A 22,304-nucleotide genomic window follows, 5' to 3' on the forward strand; every position below is an offset into this window, starting at 1 on the left:
GAAAACGATGATTGAAAAACATTCCTCCAATGTTCCGTTCTACGAAATTCGCATCAAGGGGCACCTTGATGCGCAATGGATGACGTGGTTCGACGGCTTCACTATTACATTGGAGGACGGCAACACGCTTCTTTCTGGTCCCGTGGCAGATCAAGCGGCTTTACACGGATTGTTCAAAAAGGTGCGCGATCTAGGAATGCCATTGGCCTCGGTCAATCAAGTTCATTCAAAACAAGGAGAAACAATAATGAATTCAATTAAAAAGTTCGACACAAAGATCCTGCTCTCGACCCTGTGGATAGCAGTCATGATCAACATGCTGAAAGCCGATATCCTTTCGCTCAACATTCCAGGCGCAGCGGAAGAGGTAGCGCGGACTTCTGCCGTCTCTGGTGCATCCATTCCCCAATTGATGTTGATCGGCGCAGTCCTGGGGCAACTCGGCATCGCCATGATCATCCTATCCCGTGTATTGAAGTACAGAGTCAATCGCGTGGCAAATATAGTTGTGGGCATCATCAACATTGCCTATATCTGGGGCGGCGCGGCATCTTATCCGCACTATACATTCATTGCCACGGTCGAGACCATCTGTCTGTTGCTCATCATCGGGTTCGCATGGACTTGGCGCAACGTCGAAGCCTGATCGATTCAAAATAAAAGGAGAAAAACATGAAAACCCTGCATAAATCTGGCGGTATCGCCGCGCTGTATATGGCCATCAGTCACCTGATCGGGATCATCATCTTCATCGTCGTATTGGACTATCTCAACATCACCGACCCGTCTCAGAAAGTCGCTCTGAACGTGGAAAAACAGTCGGTCATCTTTTGGACCAACCTGCTCATGTACGTGTTCTTTGGCTTTGCATTGATCGTTCTATCGCTGGCATTGTACGACCGCATGAAATCTGGAGCGCCGTCGCTGATGCAAGTGGCAACCGCGATCGGGATCGTTTGGGCTGGCTCGCTCATCGCCAGTGGTATGGCCGCGAATGCCGGGCTCGCTACGATTGTCGCGCTCTATGCCAAAGACCCAACTCAGGCCGCGTTGACCTTTCAAGCGATTGAAGCCATTACGAATGGGTTGGGCAACTCCAATGGTGAAATCCTTGGTGGACCTTTGACACTGTTGGTCAGTCTGGCCGGGTTGCGGACAGGTGGATTACCCAAAGGACTGAATATCCTTGGTGTGTTCGTCGGCGCGATTGGCATTATCACGATCATCCCAGTGCTAAACACCTTGACCGGCGTTTTTGGTCTGGGGCAGATCGTCTGGTTTGTCGGGCTGGGGATCGTGTTGCTACGCAGTGATCGTGGCAAGACAGTATAGACAGCATAGACAGAAAGAACGCTCTAAAATGAACACGTATCGAAAGACCGCGGTCATCGTTGGGATTCTATTCATCATCGGAACAGTTTCAGGCATCCTGAGCGGTGTCGTGACCGCCTCGATCAGGGCAGATGCAACGTATCCACTCAATGTCTCTGCCAATGAAACTCAATGGATTGCTGGCACACTTCTTGTTTTGCTGATGGGTTTGTCCCTTGCCATGATGCCGGTGATGCTATATCCGATCTTGAAAAAGCACAATGAAGTTCTGGCGTTAGGCGCAGTCCTATTCAGGGGAGTAATTGAAGCCATGTCCTACGTGGTTATGGTGATCAGTATGCTCTTGATGGTGACAGTAAGCGAGGCATCTGTGAATCCCCAAATCGCAGACACATCCATTTTTAGAGCTTTGGGAACAATGCTCATCGCCACGAACGATTGGACTGAAATGTGGGGTGCGCTTGTCTTCAGTATCGGCGCATTGATGATTTATATTCCGTTCTATCAAACCAGGCTTGTCCCCCGATGGCTATCAGGCTGGGGCTTGATTGGCGGAGTTTTGTACATCATCGCCAACCTCGTCGGCATGTTTGGTCAACAGCATGTAGCTCCCGAGATCGGTGTGGGGATAGGGCTCTTGTTGGTCCCAACGGCCATTCAGGAAATGGTCTTTGCCGTCTGGATGATCGTGAAGGGTTTTAATCCCTCGGCCATCACTTCCGAGCCGTGAAATAATGGACATCGAGCCTGTTAATTGGGCTAACAACTGACATACTGCCTCAAAATAGCGGGTTACATCCATCCTGAAAATCGGGATACTTGTTAGTAGCATCGAGAATGCGCCGAATGCTAGAATGTCGCAAGGTTTATTCTTACCATGAAGCGCATTCTCTGGCTTTTTTTTGTTGCTTTTTTCGGCCTGTCTGCCTTGTCATCCACTGACGGGCGTGCCGCATCCTCAACAGGTGCGGCTTTTGATTTTGACCTGAACTTTGCGCCGGGTAGTGTTGTCCGTTTTGAACACATCACGATTGAAGACGGACTCTCTCAGAACGCCGGGCTGGCAATTTTTCAAGACAGCCGCGGTTATCTGTGGATCGGTACACAAGATGGCCTGAACCGCTATGATGGGTATGGCTTCAAGGTTTACAAACACGACCCCGATGACCCAACCACGATCAGCCACAATAGCATCCTTTCGATGGGAGAGGACAAGAACGGTTCTCTCTGGATCGGGACTTGGGGCGGCGGATTGAACCGGTACGACCCTGCGACCGAAACCTTCACCCGCTACTTGCCAGACCCAAAAGACCCGACAAGCCTCAGCAACGGCACGATCAATTCCATTAAAGAGGATTCGAATGGGGATCTGTGGATCGCCACACTTGCCGGCCTGGACCGTTACAACCCGGAGACGGATGCCTTCGAACATTTTCGAAATGACCCGAATGATCCAAACAGCTTGAGCAGTGATGCGGTCGCTTATATTTTCGAAGACTCGAGCCGTCAGCTTTGGATCGGCACGGGAGCCAACGGCATCGAAGGGTCCGGTTTGAACCGTTTTGATCCATCCAGTGGAACATTTACGCGCTACCAGCATGATGACGCAAACCCTGAAAGCTTGGCAAGTAACAACGTCGCATCCATAGTGGAAGCCCCCGATGGAACATTTTGGATCGCGACCGGCGGGTTTGGTTTGCATGGTGCCGGGCTTGATAACCTCGATCCGCAGACCGGGAAAGTAAAACACTTTACATATGATCTGAAAGACGAGCACAGCCTGAGTGGGAACGATGTAATGAGCTTGTGGCTTGATCCCGATGGTGCATTATGGATCGGTACATGGGCCAATGGTTTGAGCCGCATGAGTCTTGTAAACCCCGGTTATTTCACGCGTTACCAGAATGATCCATTCTTTCCGGATAGCCTGAGTGGAGATGAAGTATGGACTCTGTTCCGGGATCGTTCCGGCATTTTATGGGTTGGTACCTCGCATAGCGGCATCAACAAATTGCCATCGAATGCCGGCCAATTTAGTTTGTATCGAAATATTCCCGGTAACCCGGCCAGCCTTGGCGCGAACGCTGTTGGTGCATTTGCAGAAGATAAACGTGGAAATATCTGGATCGCCACATGGGGCGGCGGCTTGGATCGCTTCGACCCCGATACCGGAAATTTTGTACATTATCATCACGACCCTGAAAACTCCAACAGTCTTTCCGATGATCTGTTCATGGCTGTGTATGTTGATTCATACAACACGGTCTGGGCCGGCACATTGGGCAAGGGATTGAATCGCCTTGATGCCACAACAGGCCGCGTTACTCATTATTTTCACGACCCTGAAAATCCAACCAGTCTTGTTGATGATAGTATCGCTGCGTTCCAGCCTGATAAGAATGGCGATTTATGGATCGGTACCTTCGGTGGCATCTCGCGTTTTGACCCGAACACCGACTCGTTCGTAAATTACAGCAACGATCCCACGAACCCTTCCAGCTTGAGCAGTAACACCGTTGTTAGTTTATATCTCGACTCAAACAACATTCTCTGGGCTGGGACTTGGGGAGGCGGATTGAATCAACTGGATTTGAGCGATCCGCTTCATATCGCCCCGAAAACTGCCGAGCTAAAGAGATACCTTCACAACGCTGACGACGCGACCAGCCTGAGCGATGACTCAGTTTGGGCTATTCACGAAACATCCGATGGGTTCATCTGGCTTGGCACACAACTTGGGTTGGATCGCCTCGACCCACGTACCGGCGACTTCAAGCACTACACCGAAAAGAACGGACTCCCCAACAATGTTGTGCTCGGTATTCTTGAAGACGACGATGGCGATCTATGGATAACAACCAACAACGGTCTTGCCAAATTTGACCCCCATACTGAAGCATTTACCATCTATGACGCCTCCGATGGATTGCAAAGTAACGAGTTCAACTCAAATGCTTATTTTCAGAGCGCCAACGGTACCATGTACGTTGGAGGGGTCAACGGTTTCAATCTATTCCGGCCCGAAGATGTTAAACCAAATCTGGTTGTGCCCCAAGTGGTGGTGACTCGCTTCGATGTCTTCAATGAGCCCCTAAACGTGGATCTGACAGGTCGCACCCCCATTGAACTTTCCTATCAAGAGGATGTCATCTCATTTGAATTTTCAGCCTTCGACTTTCAATCGCCACATAAGAATCAATATGCATACAAACTGGAAGGCTTTGACAAAGACTGGATACAGTCCGGCAACCGTCGTTATGTCACTTATACCAACCTGCCGGGCGGTGGGTATATCTTCCGCGTAAAAGCATCAAACAGTGATGGTATTTGGAATGAACAGGGAGTATCACTCCCCATTGTCATTACGCCTCCCTTCTGGCAGACGTGGTGGTTCAATGGATCATTGATCTTCGTGTTAGGTGCGCTCATCGTTGGTGGATTCAGGTGGCGGTTAAATTCGATCCGTGAGCAGAATGTCTACCTCGAAACGCAAGTCACAGAACGAACATCTGAATTGCGCGAGACCAACAAACTTCTCGAAGTGGAAGTGGAACAACGTAAACGTGCCGAAGCCGAACTGGCGAAACGTGCAGAAAATAAATTGAAGCAATCTGAGGCACGTTTTCAAGCCATCTTTGATAACGTCGCTGTGGGGGTTGCCATCTTGGGATTAGATCGTACACCGATTGCCTTCAATTCGACGACAGAAAAAATTATCGGGTACTCAATGGATGATATCAAAGGTATTGATCCACGTACCTTGTCTGTACCCGAAGACCGCAGTATGGATATTGACCTATTCAACGACCTGATTATAGGCAAGCGTAATTCTTATGTGATGGAGCGTCGTTATCTTCATAAGGATGGGCGTACCTTTTGGGCGCGTGTCAATTATTCCCTCGTGCGTGACGCGAACGGTAACCCCGACTATCTGGTTGGGATCATCGAAGATATTGATGAGCAGAAACGCGCGTCGGAACGAATGGCGGAACAAGAAGCTGATTATCTGCTCAATCTGCAACAGCGAGTACAGGAACGCACACAGGAGTTGGAGACCGCCAACCAGCGTTTGCAGGAAGAGATCGAACAACGCACAAAGATAGAAAAGGAATTGGCAGAGAAAGCCGCCGAAGAAGCAGTGACGGCCGACCGTACCCGCCTCGCACGTGACCTGCATGATGCCGTCACACAAACCCTTTTCTCCGCCAGCCTGACGGCGGAGGTTCTCCCGGAGCTATGGGAGATGGATGTGGACGAAGCGAAAAAATCCACCGAAGAACTCCGTCAACTTACGCGCGGCGCATTGGCAGAGATGCGTACTCTTCTACTCGAGTTGCGTCCCGCGGCGTTGACGCAGACCCGCTTGGGCGACCTCATCAAACAATTGTGTGATGCGTTCATCGGCCGTTCACGCCTTCCCATTATCTTGAACATTGATGGTGACTGTGCCTTACCACCGGATGTGCAGATCGCTATCTATCGCATCGCTCAGGAAAGTTTGAACAACGTTTTCAAATATGCACGCGCCACACAGGTGAACGTCAGCCTGTTCCTTTTCAATGATGGCCTGCGCTTTGAAGTATGTGACAACGGCATCGGTTTCGACATATCCACCAGTAAACCGACCAGCCTGGGGTTGCGTATCATGCGTGAACGAGCCGAAGCGATTGGAGCGGAGTACCACATTAGCAGTACCCCCGGCTCAGGGACGTGTGTAGAAGTGGTCTGGCATGTAAACCCGAACGTGAAACTGAAAGTTTTATAACTTTATAACAAGGAGCAACAATGCCCATTAAAATTCTTCTCGTAGATGATCATACGGTTGTCAGGAGTGGTTTATCGAAATTTCTCCTCGTCAACAAAGAGTTCAAACTTGTTGGCGAAGCCTCAGATGGATCTGAGGCCGTGCAGATGGTTTCGCTTCATAAGCCTGATGTTGTGCTCATGGATTTGATGATGCCCGGCACAGATGGCATCACGGCCACGCGCGAGATCCACCAGAAATATCCGAAAGTTAAAGTCATTGCGCTGACAAGTTTTGCTGAGCAGAACATGGTGCAAGGCGCATTACAAGCAGGCGCGATTGGTTATCTGCAAAAAAATGTCACAGCCAAGGAATTAGGCCATGCTATTCGTTCAGCGTATGAAGGCAAGATGACGCTCTCGCCCGAAGCCACACAAGTATTGGCGAATTCCGTTGCCCAACCGCAGATTGCTGGTGAACAGCTGACCGAGCGCGAACGCGATGTTCTCCGATGTATGGTGGATGGGCTCAACAATAATGAGATCGCTGAAGCCCTGGTGGTGAGCCTGGGCACTGTCAAATTTCATGTGTCAAACATTTTTCACAAGCTTGGGGTAGATAGCCGTGTAGAAGCCGTCAAACTGGCATTGGAACAAAAGTTGGTTTAAGCCCCACCCATCCACTTGGCTAGGTAAAGACCATCCCATCGACAGATACTCATGGACCTCGCTTGTTATAGACTACAAGCGAGGTCCATATGACTCATATCATCATCGCTGATCCTGATCCTGCAACACGCAAGGCGCTTACTCTTCTGCTTCAACGCAAGATGGGTACGAATGGTATTCTCGAAGTAGAAGATGTAGAGACGCTGATCCGCACACTGGCGGATGCGTCGCCTGATCTTCTGTTGCTGGATTGGAGACTCTACGGTTCCCCCGCACCCGACACCTGTCGACTGCTTCAAAAGGCGTATCCACAACTGAAAATTGTTCTCCTCAGTGTGGATGCCACAGATGAAGCTACAGCCCGTGAGGTTGATGCGGGTTTTGTTTATAAGGGGGCATCGCCCGATGAATTGATTGCAACGCTTACGCCACTTTTAGTTAATGATACGGATAAGGCTATTCCTCAAGTTGATGCGGATGACGATTTAGGTAAAGAGAAAAATGATGTCAGCCAAAATGGCGCCGAGTAAAAAACGGACATCTTTATGAAGCGGAAGATAAACCATCCATATGACTAGTCTGATACTCCTCTGTTGACAGGGGAGAATTTATTTTTATGGGCATAAGATGATGATGCAAAAAGGAGAGCACCATGTTCGCAATCATTATCTTTACCTTCATTTTCTTCCTGCCCGCCGCATTTCTGCCTGTGGCTCTTGATGGGTTTGCATCAAAGGCCAACCTAAACGAAATGGGTGTCTCATTGGAAAACGCAGACGACACATTTCCTATGCAAGGCTATGAACTCGTTGGCTTTCTTCCTGCCTCCTCGACGTGTGACGCATGGGTATTCAACGAGCCGCTTCAAACCTGCTCGAGCGGGCAGTAAAGCATCTCTCACCGACAGGGAAATTTTTATTTTCCGAAATTTATGATGTAAATAGAAAAGGAGATTTCACTCATGATTGTACGAAAAGTATTCGTTGTGTTGGGTGGCATTCTGATAGCGATTCTTGCCATCCTATTCGGACTGCCGATCATTTTGCTCCCAGTCTCTACACCCATCCCTGCGTGGATATGGATTCCGTTAAGCATCTTGTACATGGTTTCGGTCGTTTTGCTATTTCGCATGACCCCTACCTGGAAAGGTGTCACATTGGGAATCTCTGGAATGCTTGTCATTTCCATTTTTGCAGTGGTGATCTCACAGGCGCTTGCCTTTACGCCTCCTATTACCGATGCACAGGGAAATGTTATCCCCGGTAGTATCGCCTCCCTCGAAAAAGTGGAATTGAATGGTAGCCAACAATGGATCTCTATTCGCGGAAACGATATGGATAACCCCGTATTACTTTTCCTGGCTGGTGGACCGGGGGGTAGTCAACTCGTTACAGAACGACGGTCACTGGGCCAATTGGAGAATCATTTTGTTGTGGTGAATTGGGAACAGCCGGGAGCTGGAAAATCTTTGGACGCAGTAGACAGGTCAACGTTAAGCTCCGAACGGTACGTCACAGATGGGATCACGTTGGTAAATTATTTGCGTGAACGTTTTGACGAAGAGAAAGTCTATGTGTTGGGTGAGTCGTGGGGAAGTGCGTTGGGCGTGTGGATGGTCCAACGAAACCCTGAGTTGTTCCATGCTTTCATCGGCACGGGTCAGATGGTGGCATTCCTGGAAAATGATTTGATGTGCTACGACTTTGCTTTGAATGTGCTGGAAGAAAAAGGGGATACAGAAAAAATCGAGAAGCTTAAGCAACAGGGGCCACCGCCGTATTATGGTGAAGGTGTTGCGATGAAGGAAGCCGCATTTTTGATGGAGACTTTCAATTACATGAACGCGGACCCGAATATCGCGGACGATGGCTTCAATACGTTTCAAGATCTGTCTGGCTCGGAGTATGGTCTGTACGACAAAGTGAGTTGGTTTCGCGGAGCACTGGAAACGATGAATGTGGTCTACCCACAACTCTGGGATGTGGACTTCCGCACGCAGGCGACACACCTCAATGTTCCTGTTTACTTTCTGATCGGGCGGCATGATGTGAACGCACCACCTGCTTTGGCTGAAGAATATTTTGAATTATTGGATGCGCCTCATAAAGAGTTGATCTGGTTCGAGCGTTCGGGACATAACCCATGGGTAAATGAGTCAGCCGCTTTTGTCGATGAAGTAGTGAATAATATCCTTGCGGACACATACGTAGATTGATGTACCGCTCGATAAGATAGGGTTAGTAGATACAAGAAATGGTGATGGTCTTTAGGATGGTCTCCTTTCCACACTTTGGTCTGAAACCCCTTAGATCCATCACCCATATCTGGTGAATGCTTCTAGCTAACTCCCAGGCACCCTATCCATTCGGATAGCCCTAAACTCCTCTCATGGCAGGGGAGTTTTGTTTTTCTGGAAATGGTTTTCTTCGCGGGCTTGGCGGTTCAAAGGGTTTGTCTCTCACCAATTCAAGAAAATCATATGTTGCCTGATATGTTTATTTTTGCATGAAATCAGTATAATGATTATTGAACCCTGCGAGACTTTCCATTGCTGTGGATTTCAAGTCTCGCAGGGTCTCATTTTTTATCTGCGTCTGGGACGGTACGATAGGCTAGATTACCTTTGTGGCATCCTGCACAGCGACCCCGCCGGGGCGGTCGGCGGCAACCACACTGACCTTGGCAGTGACACCGTCAGGGACGCCGCCCGTGGTGGTATAAACCCACACGCCAGAGCCGGGGGCAGTTTCGATGGCGTCGTCGCCTTCATACACAAGGCTTCCTGCATTATCGCTGATGGTAACGCTGACTCTCGCCACGCCGAAATCATCGCTCGCTTTGATTCGAATGGCCTGACCGATCTCACCGCTGAAGCCCGAGAGGTCCACTTCATGGATGGTGGGGGGATTGAGGTAATCGGCAACGGTCAACGCAAAGACGGGGATCTTCTTATTGTTTGCCGCAGCTTCATACAACGCGCGGGTGAGAGGGTCTGCCAAAGCGGACTTGCCATAGGCCGCCGCCAGCTTGAAGCGCTCGCGTTGCGCCGCCTGGTCTACGGTCGGCTCGCCGATGGAGCTCGGCTTGCGTGAGGCAATGGTCTCACCGCGCAATTCACGTAAGACCATACCGCCCAACTGGCCTCGGGCTTCTTCGAACATGGGGTTTAACTTGATTTTCATTCGTACATACTCCTTTCAAAAGATGATTGGTTTCCTCGTCCCCCCTTCATGAGGGGCACGAACGGGATGTGATAACTCACACCTATTCGCCCTAACGCAAAAGGCTGAAAGGAAGTTCCAGAATCGAACCGCTCCGATGTGACAGTTCTGTAACCCCTTATCTCAGATTCGTAATGGGATTGATTCTTGCGCCTGCCCGACAACATGCAAAAGTTTTATGAAGCACTCCCGAAGTGGAACGCTGGGAGCAAAGAGACTGTCACCCTGACAGGGAAATGTTACCCACAGTCAACTTGTTTTCCTGTAAAATAATGACAGGCACATTTCATTTCAGGGTTCACGCATTGGAAAGGGATATATCGCCTCATGCCCGCACCAGAGATCGTCCATCAGCTTGTAAAACGGTTTGAAGAGAATATCGACTCGTATCGTTCGAGCCGATATAACGAGACGCAATTGCGGCGTGAGTTTTTAGACCCGCTGTTTGAGGCGTTGGGTTGGGATGTGTTCAATAAGGCGGGGTATGCAGAGAACTATAAAGACGTTATTCACGAAGATTCCATTGATGTAGAAGGTGCAACCAAAGCGCCTGATTATGCTTTTCGTGTTGGGGGGCAGCGCAAGTTCTTTGTAGAAGCCAAGAAGCCATCGGTCAAAATAGAAACGGATGTTCACCCAGCATTTCAACTAAGACGTTATTCATGGTCTGCAAAGCTGCCTTTGGGCGTGCTTTCGGACTTTGAAGAGTTCGCTGTGTATGAGAGCCAAAGCAAGCCCGATAAAAAGGACAAGGCTTCAACGGGTCGAGTAGCGTTCTATAAGTTCACGGAGTATGTAGAGAAGTGGGATGAGATCGCAAGCATCTTTTCACGGGATGCGGTGCTCAAGGGGTCGTTTGATAAATATGCCGAAGGCTTGAAAGGCAAGAAGGGCACGGCAGAAGTTGACGATGCGTTTCTAGCAGAGATAGAACGCTGGCGGGAATCACTCGCAAAGAATTTTGCATTGCGTAATCCATCGCTTACCACTCGCGAATTGAATTATGCAGTGCAAATGACGATTGACCGCATTATCTTTTTGCGTATTTGCGAAGATCGGGGAATTGAACGGTACGAGAAACTAAAGATTGCATCAGAACAAACGAATGTGTATTCTGAATTGGTTCGGATATTCCAGCAAGCAGATGCACGTTATAACTCTGGCTTGTTCCATTTCAAAGAGGAGAAAAATGCCAGTAGTGCCGCAGATAGCCTGACGTTAAGTTTGAGCGTGGATGATAAAGTCTTGCGGGAGATTCTCGGCAGTCTGTATTATCCAGAGAGTCCGTATGTCTTTTCTGAAATCCCATCCGATATTTTGGGACAGGTGTATGAGCGTTTTCTAGGGAAGGTCATTCGGCTGACGGCGGGACATCAGGCGAAGGTGGAAGAGAAGCCCGAAGTGCGCAAGGCGGGCGGAGTGTATTACACGCCCACGTATATTGTGGAGTACATCGTCAAGAATACGGTTGGGAAATTGCTCGAAGGGAAAACGCCAAAGGATGTTGCGAAGATCAAAATCCTTGACCCTGCGTGCGGTTCGGGGACGTTCCCGCTGGGTGCGTTTCAATATCTGTTGGATTGGCATTTGAAGTGGTACATGGAGAATGAACCTGAGAAGTGGTCAAAGGGAAAGAGCCCAGTCATATTTGAAACCACCCGTTCGACCCCCACCGCCCTAGCGGGCACCTCCCCCAAATCCGCAGACAAGACGGATGACGGGCAAGGTTCTCGTGCGGATTTGCCCTTACAGGATGCTTCGCGAGGGGAGGCTGGGAGGGGGTGGATGTTGACAACATCCGAGAAGAAACGTATTTTGTTGAATAACATCTACGGTGTGGACATCGATCCGCAAGCCGTGGAAGTGACGAAGTTGAGTTTACTCTTGAAGGTATTGGAAGGCGAAAGCGAACAGACCATCGGCTCGCAATTGTCTTTGATCCAGGAACGGGCATTGCCTGACCTGAGCGCAAATATCAAATGCGGGAACTCGTTGATCGGTCCTGATTATTACGAAGGTCATCAATTGACGATGAGCTTTGCAGATGAAGAGGAGCGGTATCGGGTCAATGCCTTTGACTGGAAGGCTGAGTTTCCGCAGGTGTTTATTCAAGGTGGATTTGATGCAGTGATTGGAAATCCGCCTTATGTGAGACAAGAATTGTTGGGAGAACTGAAAGATTATCTTCAAAGCCATTACCAAGTATTTACTGGAACGGCTGATTTGTATTCATACTTTATCGAGCGTGGAGTATCGTTGCTAAAGAACGATGGGGTTTTTTGTTATATCGTAGCGAACAAATGGATGAGAGCAAATTATGGAATGTCTCTCAGAATATGGTTGAAGCAACAAGAACTCTTGGAAATTACTGATTTTGGCGATTTACCTGTTTTTGAAAACGCCACGACCTATCCTTGTATTTTGCGTATCGCAAAAGGTAAGCCCAAGGTTGCTTTTCGCGTAACTCAAGTTAAATCATTAAAGTTCTTGCATTTGGATGATTATGTTAAGGAACATCATTATGAACTTGATCAATCGAAGTTAGATAACTCTGGTTGGTCACTTGCAAACACGGATGTTCAAAATCTCCTTGCCAAGCTAAATGACATTGCAATACCTTTAAATCAGTATACAAATGCCAAGATGTACCGAGGCATTGTTACTGGGTATAACGAAGCATTTGTTGTTGATTCAGAAACAAAAAATCAATTAATTGCAGAAGACCCCAATAGTGCAGAGATTATTAAACCTTTCTTAGCAGGGCGGGATATAAAAAGATACACTTTCTCGTTTACTGGAAGGTATTTGATATTTACTCGCCGTGGGATAAACATCAAACAATATCCCGCAATTGAGAAATACTTGTCGAAATTTAAAGATCGTCTTATGCCTAAGCCTAAAGATTGGAAGGGTAGTAATTGGGCAGGAAGAAAGCCTGGCTCATATCGTTGGTATGAGATTCAAGACAGCATTGATTATTACGAAGAGTTTGATAAACCTAAAATAATCATTCCTGCAATTGTTCAAAATGCTTCTTATGCTTTCGACAAAGATGGTTATTATTCAAACGACAAGACCTCAATAATTGTTACAGATGATTTGTATCTGTTAGGTGTTTTGAATTCTAAAATTCCTGACCTTGTTATGCACTTAATTGCATCTACAAAACAGGGTGGATACTTTGAATATAAGCCAATGTATGTTGAGCAACTTCCAATTCGTCCAATCAACTTCTCCGACGCTGAGGACAAAGCACGGCACGAGAAGATGGTGTCGCTGGTGGAGCGGATGTTGGAATTGCATAAGTCCAGTCCACGCACGCCGCAGGATAAGGAACGTGTGGCACGGGAGATCGAATCCACGGATAGGGCGATTGATCGTCTCGTCTATGAGTTGTATGGGTTGACGGAGGATGAGATTGGAATTGTGGAAGGTGCAAGGTGACAGTCACTTTGCAAGTGACTGTCACCTGCGTTGCGCCGCAGGAGGAAGACGTGAGGATGGATGTTACGTCCACGGATAGGGCGATTGATCGTCTGGTTTATGAGTTGTCCCACAAGGGGATGATATATGGGTTGACGGAGGATGAGGTCAAGGTGGTGGAGAGGAAGGAATGAAACGATTCTTCCAGAAACTTCTTGAATGGCTTCGGATGTTCTTTGTCATTTTATTTGAAGAAGATGAAGATGTCAAAGAGCATCAACGTCAAGAAGAGCGATTAGAGCAGAAACAGGAATTAGAGCAAAAATCTAAACAAGCAACGGGGATTGCTCAAGCAGTTGAATTAGGAATATCAAGTTCTGATAAACCCGAGTATCGAAAAAGCAAGTCTGTTCTTACTTATAGAGAGAGGATTTTGCTTCGTTCCATTCGCCGCGCTGTTGCAAACGAATATACAATCCTTATGAAAGTTCGGATGGGAGATTTTGTTTGGCTGGCAAATGAGCCGAAAGATCGAAAGTTTCATAACAATCAGGTTCAATGTAAACATGTTGATTTTCTTATCTGTGACAAACTTATGATTGAACCGTTGCTCGTGATTGAGCTTGACGACAAAAGCCATCAAAAATTTGATCACGCAGAACGAGATAAATTCAAAGACGAAACTTTTGAAGCCGTTGGCCTACCTATCATAAGAATAGAAATGCAAGAAACCTATGACGCTGATATTTTGAAGAAACAAATTCTTGAAAAGATAGACAACGTTACATGATTTACTCAAGTTCAACCGAGGGCAAATCGCGGCACGAGAAGATGGTGTCCCTTGTGGAGCGGATGCTGGAATTGCATAGTCGGTTAACCCCAGGTGACAGTCACCTTCAAGGTGACTGTCACCTAAAGAAATAGGAGCACCCCATGCCCTACGCCCGAAAAGACCTGCTCACCTGGCAAAAGGGAATGTATTACCACATCTACAACCGCGGTGCGCACCAGACGAGTATTTTCAGAGAGCCAAAGAACTACCTCTTTGTCATCGCAAAGATCAAAGAGTATAGCCAGGCAAATAACATCAGCATGATCGCATACTCCCTCATGCCCACCCACTATCACATGCTGGGCAGGCAGGATGGAGATGAACCCGCAGGCAACCTCCCGCAATTCGTCTTTAACAGTTACACCAAAGCCTACAACAAAATGTACGACCATAGTGGCACTCTTTTCGAAGGACGTTTCCGCGCAAAACCCATCCAGAATAGTTCCCATCTCCTGCACCTGTGTCGCTACATCCACGGCAATCCCGTCAAAGACGGGCTGGTCGTCGAACCGTCAGATTGGCAATGGTCGAATTACCTTGAATGGATCGGAGAACGCAACGGCTCACTCGTGGACCGTGAGTTTATCGAACGTCAATTTGGCAGTGCACAGGAATACAGGAAATTCGTTTTCCAATACCTGAAAACCCTCGACCTGCCCGACGATGTGCAAAAATTTCTGGATGAGCTAATGAAATAACAAAAAGGTGACAGTCACTTCCGCAAAGCGCCCTGCGGGTAAAAGTGACTGTCACCTTGCAAACAACTACCCTCCCCCGCCGTCCTTCGTGCTAACATCCCCGAAGGGGACGGCGGCAGGAAAACTACCAAGAAATGCTCTCGTCCATATATGGGGGGTACTTCTGCATACTCTCTGTAAGGGCAATACGTACGCAGTAAAAAGGCACTGTATAGGCACCCCCCGCCCGCCTGCTTTTCCCCCTCTCTCAATACCCCCATATCTGGGGGGTACTTTTTTTTAGGTGACAGTCACCTTCAAGGTGACTGTCACCTATGACCCACCTCCACTATCCAACTGGACAGTGAAAACTCCCCTCTTGGCAGGGGAGTTTTTCTTTGGCAGGAACTATCATGCAATAAGAAATAACAGTGGACACCTGACACCGCCACACAAACTGCAATTGTTACCCTCGCCATGAATTAAGGTGACCAACATCACTGCTTTTGAGATCGTTCATACGGTATAAAAATAAAGAGGAACCCACAATGACACAATTTCTGATCTCCATTTCCACCTGGCTTCACGCCATGGCAACAGTCGTATTCATTGGGCATTTCGTTTTGCTCGCAGGTATCTACATCCCTGCACTTTCAAAGAATGGACCTGCCCTCAGCGAAATTTCCAAGCGTAGCCGCCTGTGGATGTATGCATCATTGCTTGTCTTCGCGATTACGGGAACCCATCTTATGATGATCGACCCTGGTTATCTCGGCTTTATGGATTTCGGTAACTTCTGGGGGGGCGTGATGCTTGTGAAACACATCCTTGTCTTTGCGATGATCGGCATGGGATTTTGGTTTAACGCGATCCAGCGTGTTGGCCCCTTGATGAGTTCGAATTATCCTGAAAAGGCGATTGGCAATTTCAGAAAATATGTCAATGCGATGGCGGTCTGCGGCGTGTTGGTCTTGCTTCTCACTGCACTTGCCCAGGGACAATAGAAAGTATTTTTGTGAACGCGCTTCAACGGTCCAACCCTTTTCACGTCCGCTTCATGTGGATGGCCGTTATGTTTTGGAAAAAGGACACCAAATGAAATCAAATCCTATAGTCATTCGATTGGCGCTCATCATCATTCCGCTGGCATTGCTTGCCGCAGGCGCAGGAGTCTTTTGGCAGGGGACTGGCGAACCCTATCTCTTTCACACCTTGCGCGGAGAAGATGTCTTGATCCGAGGTCACGGATTGTATCGCTTTGATACGGTCAACTCTTCCTCGCAAGAAGTAGGGCAAGATATCGTCACACTTCTCATCGGAATACCACTTCTCGCCACGGGTATTCTCCTCACACGCAAGGGGACTTTGCGCGGGCAACTTTTGCTCACGGGTGTGCTTGGATATTTTCTCTACACCTACGCATCGATGTGTTTTCTCACGGCATTCAATCCGTTTTTTCTGATTTATGTCGCATTGTTTTCGCTAAGCCTCTTCAGTTTCATTCTTTCAATGAAAAGCCTAGATGTGGATGAGATCACGCGACATATTCAAGATGGATTTCCGCGCCGTGCCATCGCGACCTACTTCATCATTGTTGCGGTCTTTCTCAGCCTGGCCTGGCTCGGATTAGTGGCATCTCCCTCGCTGACGTGGACTCCGCCAAACGGACTCGAATCCGCGATCACGATGGTTATTCAGGCAATGGATCTGGGCGTGATTGTTCCGACGGCTCTGCTCACCGCTTTCTTATTGATCAAGAAACAGGCTTGGGGCTACGCTCTTTCGTCTGTTATGTTGCTCAAAATTTTGACGATGGGCACCGCCTTGATCTCGATGATCATTGTTCAACTCTCTGCAGGTGTGAAGGTTGATGTTGTGGTTTCAACGATCTTTGTCCTCATCAGTTTATCGGGCATCGTTCTTGGCATCCTCACCTTGAGAAGCATTCGAGATTAACTATGAAAATCCTTGCGCTCGAGCATGAACTCCCAGATGCGACAGCAGAGAAATTTCAGCAATACGCCAAAGACGAGGCAAGAAAGGTTTGGGAGTTGGTTCAGGCTGGGGTGATCCGCGAATCATACTTCCGCGTAGATAGAAGCGAGGCTGTGTTAATGCTGGAATGCCAATCGGTGGATGAAGCGCGGGATGTGTTGTCCGCATTGCCGTTCGTCCAAAATAAATTGATCACATTCGAGTTGATCGCACTGAAAGCCTATCCTGGCTTTGAAAGGTTGTTTACGTAAAGATGAAGAAATTTGTGTACTTGTCAGTTGTATGTATCATGTTGGGGATGCTCACAGGTTGTGCGGCGCAGAATTCGGAAGTGCCGATGAATTACCGTTGGGCGAGCGTGGAAGGCAGTCAATTGGATTCTGCTGAGGGCGGTGAGCAGTTTTACTTCAACATCATTGTTGACGAAGGCATGGTCAATGATAAAACGCCGATCAAGATCAAGGTCAGCGGTACTGTTCAAAGTGGTTCATTGCGCTTTGAACTGCGTGACCCGGATGGTCAGGCGGTTTGGAATTCTGGAACGATTAACCCCGGTGATTTCTCCATCTCGTCTGCATATGATCTCTCATCTGCGCAGACTGGGACGTATACACTCGGGCTGATCTACAGCGACAATATATCAGCTACCTATAATCTGAGTTGGCATGCGATCAAGCTTGGACCAATGATACTTCTGCCCGGCACAGGCATGATCGTAGTGTCATTGGCATTCATAGTCTATGCCGCCCGCCGTCGATTGCTCGGTTGGCGTCATTTGGGAATGGGCGCGTTGTTCTGGGCGTTGACCGTGTTCGTCAAATTTGCGTTTGCAATTCCCGTGAACCCCATGATCTACCGCGCATTGAATGTAACGAGCGAAAATCTTTTCTCGCCCGGCAACCTGATCGCCTATCTATATATTGGCGCATTGACGGGCATCTTCGAGGTCGGGTTGGCTTTTCTCATCCTACGCAAAATCAAGTGGGGAAAAGCTACATGGGATCAAGCACTTGTTTTCGGAATTGGATTTGGCGTCGTAGAAGCGCTTCTTCTCGGACTAAGTGGGCTGGCTTCTGCCATCGTTGGCATTACCTCCCCTGACGTTATTCCTGTGTCTGCTCTGGGGAGTTTAGCAAACACTGGGACTCTTATCATGGGCTCAGCGCCAGTGGTTGAACGTTTATCTGTGATCCTTGCTCACATTTTTGCCTGTGTGTTGATCTTCTATTCGATTGCCAGCGCTGAGACAAAATGGGTCTGGCTTGCGATTCTCTACAAAACACTGCTTGATGCTCCGGCTGGCTTTGCCGCCTTTTGGGGTGTCAATACGGCAGGCAAGATATGGACGATCGAGGCGATCATGATCGTCTTCGGTTTGATCGGATTGTGGGGAATAGTCCAAATCAAACAACGGTATCCACAGTTACAAGGCTCAGGCGAACCTTCATAAGTATGCTGAACGCCTAAGATATGGGCGGAACTATTTCCTTGAGAGTATCGTCTCTCACGTGCGCACACCATCCGAATGGACAGTTAAAACTCCCCTTTAGATAGGGGAGTTTTAACTCGCTCATTACTATCATTGTGCATGAAAGGAAACATAACCATGAAACGATTCTTTTTATTCTTATCTGTGCTTGTTCTTACCACTTTGGCATGTGATGTATTGGTGAATATCGCTCCCACCAATGAAGCCCCCACTGCCGAAACTACACCCATTCTGAACGAGCCTCCCACAACTACCCCTGAGGTGTTCATCTCATTGACACAAGCGATCCCAGCGACAGTTGTCCCTAGTACGCTTCCGCCCACCACTGGGACGCAGGCATCCTATGGCCCTGTGAGCCTTACCCTTCCGGTGGGCTTGGCAAGCGGAGTTAGTGGTACGCAATTCCCGCGCGCCGATGGATCTGACCTCCCGTATTGGGAAATCACCCCCGGCCATACCGTGGTCAAATTGGATGGGTACACCTTACAAGGGAAGTTCCATCAACCACAGATTTATGTGTACCCGGCAATGCCTTATGTGGAGTTGCACACAGGCGCATTCGAAAGTATGCATCGCCTTCGCAATGTGATGAATCCGTCTGGGCCGATCACTGCCGATCAACTTCCTGCAGTGCCTTTCTTCAATGCCGCACAACTCTTTGCTTCGAACGTTCAGGCGATCCCTTTCCAAAATGGGAGCGGCATGCGCTTCCTAACGGAATATGGACAGTATGCTGCCCCGGTCAATAACGAAGAACTGTTCTATCACTTCCAGGGCTTTACGAATGACGGTGAGTATTACATCGTTGCCATCTTCCCGATCACAGCCCCTGTATTGTCTGAGACGGCTGATGCTGGCTCGCCTCTTCCTTCTAATGGAGTTCAGTATCCCTTCCTTGCAGATCCCAATCCCGAGACTCTGAAGAAGTATTATGAGGATGTTGCCAACTTGTTAAGTGCCACGCCCAATGAAACTTTTACCCCAACCATCGGGCAATTGGATGCACTGATCCAGTCCATACAGATCATCCCGTAAACCACCTGTCCAATCGGACAGTCCCAAACTCCCCCAGTGATGGGGGAGTTTTTTTTCTTGCCTGGCTATACTGCAGAAAGTAATTTTTATTGTCGGATCACCAGGTTGTGGCGTCCGCTGAATGCGATGACGCAACAGTTTCTTTTATCTTTCAGTACATTGCACAAAACCAAAGTTGTATCTTTTCAACCTTGAAAATCAATTTAAGAAACTAGAAGGAATCGTCACATGAACACACTGAAAAACAAAGTTGCATTGGTAACAGGGGCCAGCCGTGGCGTAGGACGAGGTATTGCCAAAGGTCTTGGCGAAGCTGGAATGATCGTCTATGTCACCGGGCGGACAGAAAATGGCGAAGGTTTACCGGACTTCCTGAAAGACACCGGCATTGGGAAAACCGCCTCTGAAGTAACACAATTGGGTGGAGTAGGAATAGCTCACCACTGTGACCATGCCAACGACCAGGAAGTAGATGCATTGTTTCAGCGCATCCTGGATGAACAAGGTCGCCTGGATGTGTTGGTGAACAATGCCTGGGGTGGTAGCCTACATGCCATCCAGCCTTATTTCTTCAACACGCCTTTTTGGGAACAGCCGATGTCTTTGTGGGAGGATAACTACACTGTCGGGTTACGATCCGATTACTACGCCAGCCGGTTGGCGGCCCCGATCATGGTCAACCAAAAAAGCGGATTAATTGTTAACATCTCCTACTATGGAGGCCGACACTATTTCAACAACGTGGCATATGGCGTCAACAAGGCCGCCATTGACCGGCTTGCGGCAGATATAGCGCTCGAATTGAAACCCCACGGCGTAACAGCACTTTCGCTCTACCCTGGTCAAGTCAGCACCGAGGGGTATGTGGCTTACGCACAGGTCAACCCTGCAATTGACCTGAACACATTCGAGACGCCTCAATTCGTGGGGCGATGCATTGCCGCCTTGGCCGCCGACCCGACCGTCTTCGAAAAAACCGGCGAAATCCTGATCACTGCCGAAGTAGCGCAAGCGTATGGAATACGAGACATCAACGGCAATCAACCCAAATCACAACGCGCCGAGTTATGGTAAGTTGCATCCATTAGGAGTGAATATGAAAACATGGGCTATCCGTCATCCAATTCTGACCTACATCATCTTCACGATGATCTGGTCGTTTAGCATCTGGTCATTACTATTCCTGTACATCGAGCCCGGTGGATTGATGAAATCACCTCCGCCCATTTCCTTCTTGTTCGTTGTGTTGGGTGGGTTTGGACCTTCCCTCAGCGGTCTTTTCACTACATGGCTGGTCTATGGACGCGAAGGATTGCAAGCTTTGTGGGACAGAGTCCGCATCAGACGTGTGGGAGGCTGGTGGCTGGCTCTGTTGGTTATTCCTACAGTGACAGCTTTGACTCCGCTCTTTCGCTGGCTGGCAGGCTACCCCGTAGATACGGAAGCGATGATGAATCTGCTTGGTCCCGGCATCGCTTTGGGCCTCGTCGCTGGCTTGATGGAAGAATTCGGCTGGCGCGGCTTTCTCCTTCCGCATCTGCTTAAACATCATTCCCCGTTTGTTGCCACTCTGCTGTTGGGCCTGATCTGGGGTGGACTGTGGCATGGGTACGCTGATTATTTCGGTGTGGGTGGTAGAGGCTGGGTTTCGCTGGCGTTGATCGTGTTGCTTGGACCTGTTCTATTGACCGCATGGTCATTCATCATCACTTGGGTGTATGAACGGACGCAAGGTAGTTTATTGATCGCTTACTTTATGCATGCCAGTATTTCCTCCAGCGCGTTGATCTTTGGGCAAACGTATACAACAGCCACCGAAGAAATTACCTGGACAGCGGTCAGCACTGGTCTGGCTGTTCTTGCGGCGGTTCTCGTCTGGCTGTTCGTTCGTCGCTCTGAATCACAAACATTATAAGAACAAGGAGGCCAACTATGAAAAAGTTGACTCTCGCTGCCGCCCAAATTACCTGCAAGGATGGTCGTGTGCAGGAGAACCTCGCCCGCGCCACTCAAATGGCGGAGCAAGCAAAAGCGCAGGGAACGCAGTTGGTCTTGTTCCCTGAGTTTTTGCCGCAAGGCTATTTGTTGACACCTGCACTGTGGGATGCTGCCGAGCCGTTTGACGGTCCCACCACCCGATGGTTGAGCGAAACGTCCCGACGATTGGGAATCTACCTCGGAACGAGTTTCCTCGAAGTGAGAAATGGACATTTCCTCAACACCTTCGCTTTGACAGATCCTTCGGGCAAAATTCTCGGCGCGGTGCGTAAGCGCAACCCCTCCATGTGGGAAGCTTACTTCTTCAAAGGGGAGCGCGGGAATCCATATCTTGATACCGATCTCGGTCGAATTGGCGTGGGGATTTGTTTCGACAACCACACACACGAAATCGCCAGTGCCGTCTCGCAGAGCAACATTGACCTGATGTTGATGCCGCATTCTTATTGCACTCCCACCCAGCCGACCAAAATGACATCCCAAGCTGATATTGACCGGTTGAACGGACTACCGGTACGTGTCGCTCACCTGTACAACGAATGGTTCGGCGTCCCGGTGTTGATGTGCAACAAAAGCGGCGCATGGGATTCCCCTGTCCCCGATGCGACGCTCGGCACTCCAAAGGATTTTCGTTTTTCAGGTCGTTCCACTTTGCTGGATGCCGATGGGGCCCTGCGCGGCGAACTCGGTGATGAGGAAACAGTGCTGGTTGGAACGGTCACACTCGACCCGTCGCTCAAAAAGCAGACTCGCCCGCCGAAATACAGCCGCTATATCTATCCCGGCTCGCCTGGACGTGAGATCATTCGTCTGATGGAATTTCGTGGCAGTCTCTCGTACAACTTCAGCGCTTTGCGCAAACAAAAAGCACAGGCTTACGAATAAATCAA

Annotated in this window: 20 protein-coding genes and 1 pseudogene; 20 read left to right on the forward strand and 1 reads right to left on the reverse strand. The window is 48.8% G+C overall.

Going from position 1 to position 22,304, the window contains the following annotated elements; genetic code table 11:
- Positions 1 to 7 precede the first annotated feature (7 nt).
- From IPP66_07165 to IPP66_07205, 9 genes and pseudogenes are all read left to right on the forward strand, one after another.
- A pseudogene (locus IPP66_07165) lies at positions 8 to 214 on the forward strand (hypothetical protein).
- Between the two features lie 33 nt (positions 215 to 247).
- Complete coding sequence (locus IPP66_07170; GenBank protein MBK9925057.1) at positions 248 to 646, forward strand: hypothetical protein; 399 nt, start codon at positions 248 to 250, stop codon at positions 644 to 646.
- Positions 647 to 672: 26 nt separating this feature from the next.
- A complete protein-coding gene (locus IPP66_07175; protein MBK9925058.1) occupies positions 673 to 1,332 on the forward strand; it encodes a DUF4386 family protein in 660 nt (219 codons plus the stop codon).
- A 28-nt stretch (positions 1,333 to 1,360) separates the two neighbouring features.
- Positions 1,361 to 2,062 carry a DUF4386 domain-containing protein gene (locus IPP66_07180; protein ID MBK9925059.1) on the forward strand — a complete coding sequence of 234 codons (702 nt, stop codon included), beginning with the start codon at positions 1,361 to 1,363 and terminating at the stop codon, positions 2,060 to 2,062.
- Positions 2,063 to 2,209: 147 nt separating this feature from the next.
- A complete protein-coding gene (locus tag IPP66_07185; protein ID MBK9925060.1) occupies positions 2,210 to 6,097 on the forward strand; it encodes a PAS domain S-box protein in 3,888 nt (1,295 codons plus the stop codon).
- Positions 6,098 to 6,117: 20 nt separating this feature from the next.
- The gene (locus tag IPP66_07190; protein MBK9925061.1) at positions 6,118 to 6,744 is read left to right on the forward strand and encodes a response regulator transcription factor; all 627 of its coding nucleotides are present in this window, start codon (positions 6,118 to 6,120) and stop codon (positions 6,742 to 6,744) included.
- A gap of 89 nt (positions 6,745 to 6,833) precedes the next feature.
- Positions 6,834 to 7,274 carry a response regulator transcription factor gene (locus IPP66_07195; protein MBK9925062.1) on the forward strand — a complete coding sequence of 147 codons (441 nt, stop codon included), beginning with the start codon at positions 6,834 to 6,836 and terminating at the stop codon, positions 7,272 to 7,274.
- A 122-nt stretch (positions 7,275 to 7,396) separates the two neighbouring features.
- Positions 7,397 to 7,633, forward strand: coding sequence for a hypothetical protein (locus tag IPP66_07200; protein ID MBK9925063.1), 237 nt, complete (start codon positions 7,397 to 7,399; stop codon positions 7,631 to 7,633).
- A gap of 72 nt (positions 7,634 to 7,705) precedes the next feature.
- Positions 7,706 to 8,959 (forward strand): alpha/beta hydrolase, encoded by a 1,254-nt coding sequence (locus IPP66_07205; protein MBK9925064.1) that lies wholly within the window; start codon positions 7,706 to 7,708, stop codon positions 8,957 to 8,959.
- Between the two features lie 397 nt (positions 8,960 to 9,356).
- Here IPP66_07205 and IPP66_07210 read toward each other — a convergent pair whose 3' ends face one another.
- Positions 9,357 to 9,926 carry a hypothetical protein gene (locus IPP66_07210; protein ID MBK9925065.1) on the reverse strand — a complete coding sequence of 190 codons (570 nt, stop codon included), beginning with the start codon at positions 9,924 to 9,926 and terminating at the stop codon, positions 9,357 to 9,359.
- A 366-nt stretch (positions 9,927 to 10,292) separates the two neighbouring features.
- Here IPP66_07210 and IPP66_07215 point away from each other — a divergent pair, with 366 nt between their 5' ends.
- The 11 genes from IPP66_07215 to IPP66_07265 all read left to right on the forward strand — a co-directional run bounded on the left by IPP66_07215 (position 10,293) and on the right by IPP66_07265 (position 22,299).
- The gene (locus tag IPP66_07215) at positions 10,293 to 13,409 is read left to right on the forward strand and encodes an Eco57I restriction-modification methylase domain-containing protein (GenBank protein MBK9925066.1); all 3,117 of its coding nucleotides are present in this window, start codon (positions 10,293 to 10,295) and stop codon (positions 13,407 to 13,409) included.
- Positions 13,410 to 13,578: 169 nt separating this feature from the next.
- Entirely contained in the window at positions 13,579 to 14,178 is a 600-nt protein-coding gene (locus IPP66_07220; protein MBK9925067.1) for a DUF2726 domain-containing protein, read from the forward strand.
- A gap of 143 nt (positions 14,179 to 14,321) precedes the next feature.
- Positions 14,322 to 14,918: a transposase gene (locus IPP66_07225; protein MBK9925068.1), complete on the forward strand. Its 597-nt coding sequence runs from the start codon at positions 14,322 to 14,324 to the stop codon at positions 14,916 to 14,918.
- A 527-nt stretch (positions 14,919 to 15,445) separates the two neighbouring features.
- Positions 15,446 to 15,901 carry a hypothetical protein gene (locus IPP66_07230; GenBank protein MBK9925069.1) on the forward strand — a complete coding sequence of 152 codons (456 nt, stop codon included), beginning with the start codon at positions 15,446 to 15,448 and terminating at the stop codon, positions 15,899 to 15,901.
- 91 nt (positions 15,902 to 15,992) lie between these two features.
- Positions 15,993 to 16,853 carry a hypothetical protein gene (locus IPP66_07235; protein ID MBK9925070.1) on the forward strand — a complete coding sequence of 287 codons (861 nt, stop codon included), beginning with the start codon at positions 15,993 to 15,995 and terminating at the stop codon, positions 16,851 to 16,853.
- 2 nt (positions 16,854 to 16,855) lie between these two features.
- Entirely contained in the window at positions 16,856 to 17,143 is a 288-nt protein-coding gene (locus IPP66_07240) for a superoxide dismutase (protein ID MBK9925071.1), read from the forward strand.
- Positions 17,144 to 17,163: 20 nt separating this feature from the next.
- The gene (locus tag IPP66_07245; GenBank protein ID MBK9925072.1) at positions 17,164 to 18,342 is read left to right on the forward strand and encodes a YhfC family intramembrane metalloprotease; all 1,179 of its coding nucleotides are present in this window, start codon (positions 17,164 to 17,166) and stop codon (positions 18,340 to 18,342) included.
- A 156-nt stretch (positions 18,343 to 18,498) separates the two neighbouring features.
- The gene (locus IPP66_07250) at positions 18,499 to 19,416 is read left to right on the forward strand and encodes a hypothetical protein (protein MBK9925073.1); all 918 of its coding nucleotides are present in this window, start codon (positions 18,499 to 18,501) and stop codon (positions 19,414 to 19,416) included.
- A 228-nt stretch (positions 19,417 to 19,644) separates the two neighbouring features.
- Positions 19,645 to 20,490, forward strand: a complete 846-nt coding sequence (locus IPP66_07255; protein MBK9925074.1) for an SDR family NAD(P)-dependent oxidoreductase — start codon at positions 19,645 to 19,647, stop codon at positions 20,488 to 20,490.
- Positions 20,491 to 20,512: 22 nt separating this feature from the next.
- On the forward strand, positions 20,513 to 21,331 hold the full coding sequence (locus tag IPP66_07260) for a CPBP family intramembrane metalloprotease (protein MBK9925075.1): 819 nt from the start codon (positions 20,513 to 20,515) through the stop codon (positions 21,329 to 21,331).
- Positions 21,332 to 21,348: 17 nt separating this feature from the next.
- Positions 21,349 to 22,299 carry a carbon-nitrogen hydrolase family protein gene (locus IPP66_07265; protein MBK9925076.1) on the forward strand — a complete coding sequence of 317 codons (951 nt, stop codon included), beginning with the start codon at positions 21,349 to 21,351 and terminating at the stop codon, positions 22,297 to 22,299.
- Positions 22,300 to 22,304 lie beyond the last annotated feature (5 nt).

Source organism: Candidatus Defluviilinea proxima, assembly GCA_016721115.1.
Lineage (GTDB): Bacteria > Chloroflexota > Anaerolineae > Anaerolineales > Villigracilaceae > Defluviilinea > Defluviilinea proxima.

Coding starts and splice junctions, on each gene's coding strand:
- IPP66_07175 (MBK9925058.1), top strand. CDS start 673: ATGAAAACCCTGCATAAATCTGGCGGTATCGCCGCGCTGTATATGGCC.
- IPP66_07190 (MBK9925061.1), top strand. CDS start 6,118: ATGCCCATTAAAATTCTTCTCGTAGATGATCATACGGTTGTCAGGAGT.
- IPP66_07225 (MBK9925068.1), top strand. CDS start 14,322: ATGCCCTACGCCCGAAAAGACCTGCTCACCTGGCAAAAGGGAATGTAT.
- IPP66_07260 (MBK9925075.1), top strand. CDS start 20,513: ATGAAAACATGGGCTATCCGTCATCCAATTCTGACCTACATCATCTTC.
- IPP66_07230 (MBK9925069.1), top strand. CDS start 15,446: ATGACACAATTTCTGATCTCCATTTCCACCTGGCTTCACGCCATGGCA.
- IPP66_07240 (MBK9925071.1), top strand. CDS start 16,856: ATGAAAATCCTTGCGCTCGAGCATGAACTCCCAGATGCGACAGCAGAG.
- IPP66_07220 (MBK9925067.1), top strand. CDS start 13,579: ATGAAACGATTCTTCCAGAAACTTCTTGAATGGCTTCGGATGTTCTTT.
- IPP66_07185 (MBK9925060.1), top strand. CDS start 2,210: ATGAAGCGCATTCTCTGGCTTTTTTTTGTTGCTTTTTTCGGCCTGTCT.
- IPP66_07215 (MBK9925066.1), top strand. CDS start 10,293: ATGCCCGCACCAGAGATCGTCCATCAGCTTGTAAAACGGTTTGAAGAG.
- IPP66_07255 (MBK9925074.1), top strand. CDS start 19,645: ATGAACACACTGAAAAACAAAGTTGCATTGGTAACAGGGGCCAGCCGT.
- IPP66_07210 (MBK9925065.1), bottom strand. CDS start 9,926: ATGAAAATCAAGTTAAACCCCATGTTCGAAGAAGCCCGAGGCCAGTTG.
- IPP66_07265 (MBK9925076.1), top strand. CDS start 21,349: ATGAAAAAGTTGACTCTCGCTGCCGCCCAAATTACCTGCAAGGATGGT.
- IPP66_07235 (MBK9925070.1), top strand. CDS start 15,993: ATGAAATCAAATCCTATAGTCATTCGATTGGCGCTCATCATCATTCCG.
- IPP66_07180 (MBK9925059.1), top strand. CDS start 1,361: ATGAACACGTATCGAAAGACCGCGGTCATCGTTGGGATTCTATTCATC.
- IPP66_07250 (MBK9925073.1), top strand. CDS start 18,499: ATGAAACGATTCTTTTTATTCTTATCTGTGCTTGTTCTTACCACTTTG.
- IPP66_07200 (MBK9925063.1), top strand. CDS start 7,397: ATGTTCGCAATCATTATCTTTACCTTCATTTTCTTCCTGCCCGCCGCA.
- IPP66_07205 (MBK9925064.1), top strand. CDS start 7,706: ATGATTGTACGAAAAGTATTCGTTGTGTTGGGTGGCATTCTGATAGCG.
- IPP66_07170 (MBK9925057.1), top strand. CDS start 248: ATGAATTCAATTAAAAAGTTCGACACAAAGATCCTGCTCTCGACCCTG.
- IPP66_07195 (MBK9925062.1), top strand. CDS start 6,834: ATGACTCATATCATCATCGCTGATCCTGATCCTGCAACACGCAAGGCG.